At 68.3% G+C, this 5,677-nt stretch carries 5 protein-coding genes; 2 read left to right on the top strand and 3 right to left on the bottom strand.

Translation table 11 applies throughout. The features are described 5' to 3' along the window. The coding region (locus HZB86_08030; GenBank protein ID MBI5905485.1) for a phosphosulfolactate synthase at window positions 1-828 on the bottom strand (828 nt) is incomplete at its 3' end. Between the two features lie 215 nt (window positions 829-1,043). Here HZB86_08030 and HZB86_08025 point away from each other — a divergent pair. Both HZB86_08025 and HZB86_08020 read left to right on the top strand, forming a co-directional pair. Continuing rightward, a complete protein-coding gene (locus tag HZB86_08025; protein ID MBI5905484.1) occupies window positions 1,044-2,765 on the top strand; it encodes a 2-oxoacid:acceptor oxidoreductase subunit alpha in 1,722 nt (573 codons plus the stop codon). Continuing rightward, window positions 2,738-3,598: a 2-oxoacid ferredoxin oxidoreductase gene (locus tag HZB86_08020; protein ID MBI5905483.1), complete on the top strand. Its 861-nt coding sequence runs from the start codon at window positions 2,738-2,740 to the stop codon at window positions 3,596-3,598. Before HZB86_08025 ends, HZB86_08020 begins: the two co-directional genes overlap by 28 nt. A gap of 83 nt (window positions 3,599-3,681) precedes the next feature. Here the strand turns inward: HZB86_08020 and HZB86_08015 are convergent, their stop codons facing one another. Both HZB86_08015 and HZB86_08010 read right to left on the bottom strand, forming a co-directional pair. Further along, window positions 3,682-5,322 carry an acyl-CoA synthetase gene (locus tag HZB86_08015; GenBank protein MBI5905482.1) on the bottom strand — a complete coding sequence of 547 codons (1,641 nt, stop codon included), beginning with the start codon at window positions 5,320-5,322 and terminating at the stop codon, window positions 3,682-3,684. Between the two features lie 85 nt (window positions 5,323-5,407). Then, the coding region (locus tag HZB86_08010) for a hypothetical protein (GenBank protein ID MBI5905481.1) at window positions 5,408-5,677 on the bottom strand (270 nt) is incomplete at its 5' end.

Raw genomic sequence — 5,677 nt, 5'->3', positions numbered from 1 at the left:
TCCCTTGTAGGACACCACGCGGCCCCACGTGCTCTTCGTTCCCCAGATCCCGGAGCGGAGGCACTCGAGCTGGACGATCTGGGAGTGGTCCACGAACAGGTTGACCTCCGGCCCGTACGACTTGACGTACCAGGAGAACACCTCCGGCTCCGCCGCCTCGAACATCACCTTTTCAAGGCCCAGCTCGTTGATGAAGCGGGCCGGAACGTCGGTCCGCCACGACTTGACCTGCTCGGTGATCCCTTCCGACTCGATCATGACGAGGTGCGCCCCGGCGTCCAGGTACCGCTTCGCCTGGCGGATCGCCCGCGACGGGTCGGAGACCCCCTCCGCTTCCAGCTCCGAAGCGGCGCTTGCGCCTCCCGCGCCGAACTGGATCCCCACCTCGGGCTTCGGGAGCATCCGTAGAGACCGGACCTTCTCCACGAGCCGGACGAGGTCGTCGTCCGGGATCGCGATGAAGCCGGAAGACACCTCGACGATGTCGAATCCCAGCCGGGCGCACTCCTCGAGGTACCGGTCCACGGCGGCGGGGCCAAGCGTCAGCACGTGCTCGATGAAGCCCCCGGTGGACACCTTCACGTCGTGCTCGTGGCAGGTGTCGATCAGGTCGCGCACCGCTCCCTCCGGCATCAGGCTGAAGGAGCCGCCGCTGAATTTGAGGATGTCGACGTATCCACCCATCGTCTCGAGTATGTCCAGCAGGGCCCGCTTCCCCAAAGGAGAGTAGTACGGCCCCCGGATCTCCGTGACGCCGGTGGTCCGCGGCTTGCCGCCCCGCTCGTTCACGTGAAGAAACCCGAAACACCTTCCCGCGTCGTGCTTCATCGGAATCCCTCCCCGCCGGCCGGCCATGCGCCGCTTCCGGCCCATCCGTCCCGCTCAGGCCACGCCCCTCCACGTCCCTGTTCTTTCCATATAAGATGAACCCGGAACCTCCGGCCGTTTCGCCGGGGACCGACTTCCCGGCGCGGCGGCCCATCCCCCCCGAGGGGAGGGGGAACCCCGGTCCGGCGCTTTTCATCCAATGACCGGAGGGCGCCATGGGCATCGACGTGAACATCCGCATCGCGGGCGGCGCGGGCCAGGGCATCCACACGGCGGGTAACCTCGTGTCCCGCATCGCGGTGTCGGCGGGGCACCATTTCCACGCCACCCAGGATTACATGAGCCGGATCCGCGGCGGCCGGAACTCCTACACCGTCCGGGTGGCGGACGCCCCCGTACGCGCGGGCAGCGAACGGGCGGACATCCTCCTCGCGCTCGATCCGGCGCACCTTCCGCATCTCCTCCCGGCGGTCAACCCTTCGGGCCTCGCCTTTTCCGACCTCCCCCCGGGAGATGCGCCCGGAGGAGTGCTTGCCGTGCCGCTCAAGGAGATGGCGATTTCGGCAGGGAGCCCGATCCTGGCGAACGTCGTGGGGGCGGGGATCGTCCTCCGGGTCCTCGGGGTTCCCGTCGAGGCGGCCGACCGGCTCCTCGCGCTCGACTTCCGGGGCGATTTCCTCGAAAAGAACCGGAAAGCGATCCGGCTGGGCGCGGAGTGGGCGGAAGGCCGCGTTTCGGGACGCTATCCGCTTCCCGAGGCGGCGTTCCACCCCCGTCTGATCGTGTCGGGGAACGAGGCGCTGGCGATGGGCGCGGTTGCGGGCGGGTGCAAGTTCGCCGCGGGATACCCGATGACGCCGGGGAGCGGCGTCCTCCACGGCCTCTCGGTCGACGGTCCGCCGCTCGGGCTGGTCTTCGAACAGGCGGAGGACGAGATCGCCGCCCTGAACATGGCGATCGGCGCCTCGTACGCCGGCGCGCGCGCCATGGTGGCCACCTCCGGCGGAGGATTCGCCCTGATGGTCGAGGCGCTCTCCCTGGCCGGCATGCTCGAGACCCCCGTCGTCGTCGTGCTCGGGATGCGCCCGGGGCCCGCCACCGGGATGCCCACGCGCACGGGGCAGGAGGAGCTCGCGTTCGCCATCTCGGCGGGACACGGCGAATTCCCCCGGCTGGTCCTCTCCCCGGGCTCCGTGGAGGAGGCATACGCACTCGCCCACCACGCCATGGAGAGCGCCGAGGCGCACCAGGTGCCGTGCATCCTCCTCTCCGACCAGTACCTCGCGGACACCGTCGTGGACGCCGACCCGGACGACTTCCCGGTCCTTCCGGTCCGCCGGCGGATCGTCCGGGGTCCGGACGTCCCGAGGAACGGGGAAGGGAGGTACCTGCGGTACGCCCTGACCGATGACGGGATCTCCCCCATGGCGGTCCCCGGCGAGGCCGGGATCACGGTGGTGGCCGACAGCGACGAGCACGCGGAGGACGGCCACATCACGGAGGATCACGCGTCCCGGATCCGGACGGTGGAGAAGCGCGCCCGGAAAGAGGCGGGTCTCGCGGCGGAGACGCTGCCGCCCCTGCTCAGCGGACCGCCGGACGGCGAGGCCGTGCTCTTCGGCTTCGGGTCGACGAAAGGCGTGATCGCGGAGGCGCGGGAAATCCTCGCGCGGGACGGCGTGCGGGTGGCGGCGGTCCACCTCCGGCAGGTGTGGCCTTTCCCTTCGGAACAGATCGACGCGATCGTATCCCGCTACGGGACGGCGTTCACCGTCGAGAACAACCGGAACGGCCAGCTGGCGCGGCTCATCCGGGCGGAGACCGGGAGGCGGGTGGCCGGGACGGTGGCGCGCTTCGACGGGTTGCCGTTCACGCCGGAGTCGCTGGCCGGGGAGGTGAAGGAGAGGATATGGGCGGAACGTTCGACACGGCGGTAGAGAACGCCTGGTGCCCGGGGTGCGGGAACTTCCCGATCCTCTCCGCGGTGAAGAAGGCGCTGGAGAGCACGGGGAAGGCGCGGCACGAGATCGTGCTGGTCTCCGGGATCGGCCAGGCGGCGAAGCTCCCCCACCACGTGGACGTGAACGTGTTCAACGGGCTCCACGGCAGGGCGTTGCCGGCCGCGCTGGCGATCAAGATGGCCAGCCCGCGCCTTACGGTCGTGGTGACCAGCGGGGACGGCGACATCTACGGGGAGGGGGGGAACCACTTCATCCACGCCATCCGGCGCAACCCGGACATCGCGCTGTTCGTCCACGACAACCAGGTGTACGGGCTCACCAAGGGGCAGCCGTCCCCGACGAGCGACATCGGCTGGACCGGCTCCCTCCAGGCAACGGGCGTGATCTCCGGCCCCTTCCCGCCGCTCGCGGTCGCGATCGCGCTCGGGTGCGGCTTCGTCGCCCGCTCCCTGGCGCAGGACGTCGAGCTCACCGCGGAGCTCATGCGCCAGGCGATCGCCCACCGGGGGTTCGCCCTCGTCGACATCCTGCAGCCGTGCGTCACCTTCAACAGGAAGAACACGTACCAGTGGTACGGGAAGATGGCGTACCGGGTCCCGGAGGATCACGATCCGTCGGACCGGCGGAAGGCGTTCGAACTGTCGCTGTCGTGGGATGAGAGGATCCCGGTGGGAGTCCTCTACCGGAAGGAGGGGCGGCCGACGTTCGAGGAGGTCCACCCCGGGGTCGGCGATCCCCCGCTGCACGCCCGGGATACGCCGGGCGAGGCGGTCCTCGCCATGATCCGGAAGCGGCTGCTCTCCCCGTAATGAATCGGGCCCCGGGACGCGACGCCCCGGGGCCCACCCTGCGAACCGCCGCGCGATACTGCGCGGCGACGACCGTCCCCGGCCTACTTCTTCGCCTTGTCGATCTCCTGCTGGCGCAGGATCCGCCGCAGGAGCTTGCCCACCGCCGTGCGCGGCATCGCGTCGATGAACTCGATCTCGCGCGGCAGCTTGTAGACGGCGATCTTCCCCTTGCAATGCTCGACGAGCGCCTTCTTCAGCTCCTCGGACGGGGCCACGCCCGGCTTCAGGGCGACGAACGCCTTGGTCTTCTGGCCGATGACCGGGTCGGGGACGCCGACCACGCCCGCGTCGGCGACCGACGGGTGCGTAACCAGGGCCTCCTCGATCTCCTCGGGCCCGATCCGGTAGCCGGACGACTTGATCAGGTCGTCCTCGCGGGAGAGGAACTGGACGTACCCTTCCTCGTCCATCGTGACCACGTCGCCCGCCAGGCACCAGCCGTCGCGGACCGACCCCTTCTGCTTGTCGTTGTCCTTCCAGTAGATCGTCCCCGTGGGGCCCTGGACGATCATCTTGCCGACCTCGCCCGGCTTCACCCGCTCGAAATTCTCGTTCACCACGCGGACGTCGTACCCGGGGCACGCCGTTCCGATCGCGCCCGGCTTCACCTTCTTGGTCACCGCCGCGGAGATGAAGACGAACATCATCTCGGTGGTGCCCAGCCCCTCGTACAGCTCGAGGCCGAACTTCTCCTTCCAGTCGAGGTACGTCTTGGCGGTGAGCGCCTCGCCGCCGCCGGTGCAGAACCGGAGGGACGAGAAGTCCCAATCCTTCGGGTTGATGTCGACCAGCATCTTCCGGTACGCGGTCGGAAGCGCGGACATGATCGTGATCTTGTGGCTCTGGATGTTCTTGAACATCGCCACCGGGTCGAACTTCCCGATGAGGGAGACGCCCGCGCCGTACCGGAACGGGATGACCGCGACGGTGGAGTACCCCGCCGCCATCGCCAGCGGCGCGGGGCCGCCGATCACGTCCTTGTCGGTCACCTCCCAGCAGTACTTGCCGAACCCGTCGGCGACGATCAGCGACTCCTCCATGAAGTGGGCCGTCCCCTTGGGCAGGCCGGTCGTCCCGGAGGTGAACAGGAGGACGGAGACGTCCATCCGGTCCCGCTTCACCGCTTCGCACTGGTCCGGGTTCTTCATCAGGTCCGCGTACGGAATGTACCCCTTCGCGCGAACCTCGTTCTCGTCCCCGCCGACCACGACGATGCTCTTCACGGTCTTCAAGTCCGCCTTCGCCGCCTCGACTTCGCCGAGCATGGTGGCCGCAACGATCAGGACCTTCGCCTCGGCGAGGTTCGCCACGTGGGAGATCTCGGTGCGGGCGAACAGGACCGACGTCGGAAGGCAGACCGCGCCGATCTTGATGATGGCGAAGTTGCAGACGATGATCGGAACGATGTTGGGCATCCGCAGCATGACGCGGTCGCCCTCCTCCACGCCGAGCTTCTTCAGCCCGTTGGCCACCCGGTTGACGCTGGCCTGGAGCTGCTTGTAGGTGACGCGCTGGTCATCGAAGTAGACCGCGACCTTGTCGCCGTACTTGGCGGCCGTCTGGTCGAGGAGCACTTCGGTGGAGTTGAATTTCTGCGGAATGTCCTTGAATTCGTTGAGATTGTAGACTCGCTGGGGCCGCAGCTCGGGCGGCGGCAGGTAGCTCTCGGGTATCTTCGCCATCCGTTCTCCCTCCGATTCGGATTTTAGGAACGGCCCGGCCTGCAGGCACCTGTCGACCGGGCGAAACGCATCTCCCGGTGCGGCCTTACGCCTTCGCCAGCAGCATCTGAACCGCTTCCTCGCAGCCGAGAGTCTTCATGAGCTCCTTGTCGGAGCGGGGGAACGCCTCGGTCGGGTAGCGATCCTCTTCCTTCTCGAACAAGAGGAGGGCCGGCACGGTCTTCCCGAAATCCTCCTGCAGGGCGCCCTTCGCCCCGAACACCGCGCGGACCTGCGCCTTGGGACCGGTGACCGCCGAGTTGTACGTCATGAAGGCCACCTGCGTGCCCTTCAGGTCGACCGCCTTCGCGGCCTT

The sequence above is a fragment of the Deltaproteobacteria bacterium genome (assembly GCA_016234845.1).
In the GTDB taxonomy this organism is placed as follows: Bacteria; Desulfobacterota; Deferrimicrobia; order Deferrimicrobiales; family Deferrimicrobiaceae; genus JACRNP01.
This window is presented reverse-complemented; position numbering and strand designations above follow the sequence as displayed.

Excerpts from the sequence above, each read along its gene's own strand:
- HZB86_08025 (MBI5905484.1), top strand. The coding sequence starts at position 1,044 with ATGGGCATCGACGTGAACATCCGCATCGCGGGCGGCGCGGGCCAGGGC.
- HZB86_08020 (MBI5905483.1), top strand. The coding sequence starts at position 2,738 with ATGGGCGGAACGTTCGACACGGCGGTAGAGAACGCCTGGTGCCCGGGG.
- HZB86_08015 (MBI5905482.1), bottom strand. The coding sequence starts at position 5,322 with ATGGCGAAGATACCCGAGAGCTACCTGCCGCCGCCCGAGCTGCGGCCC.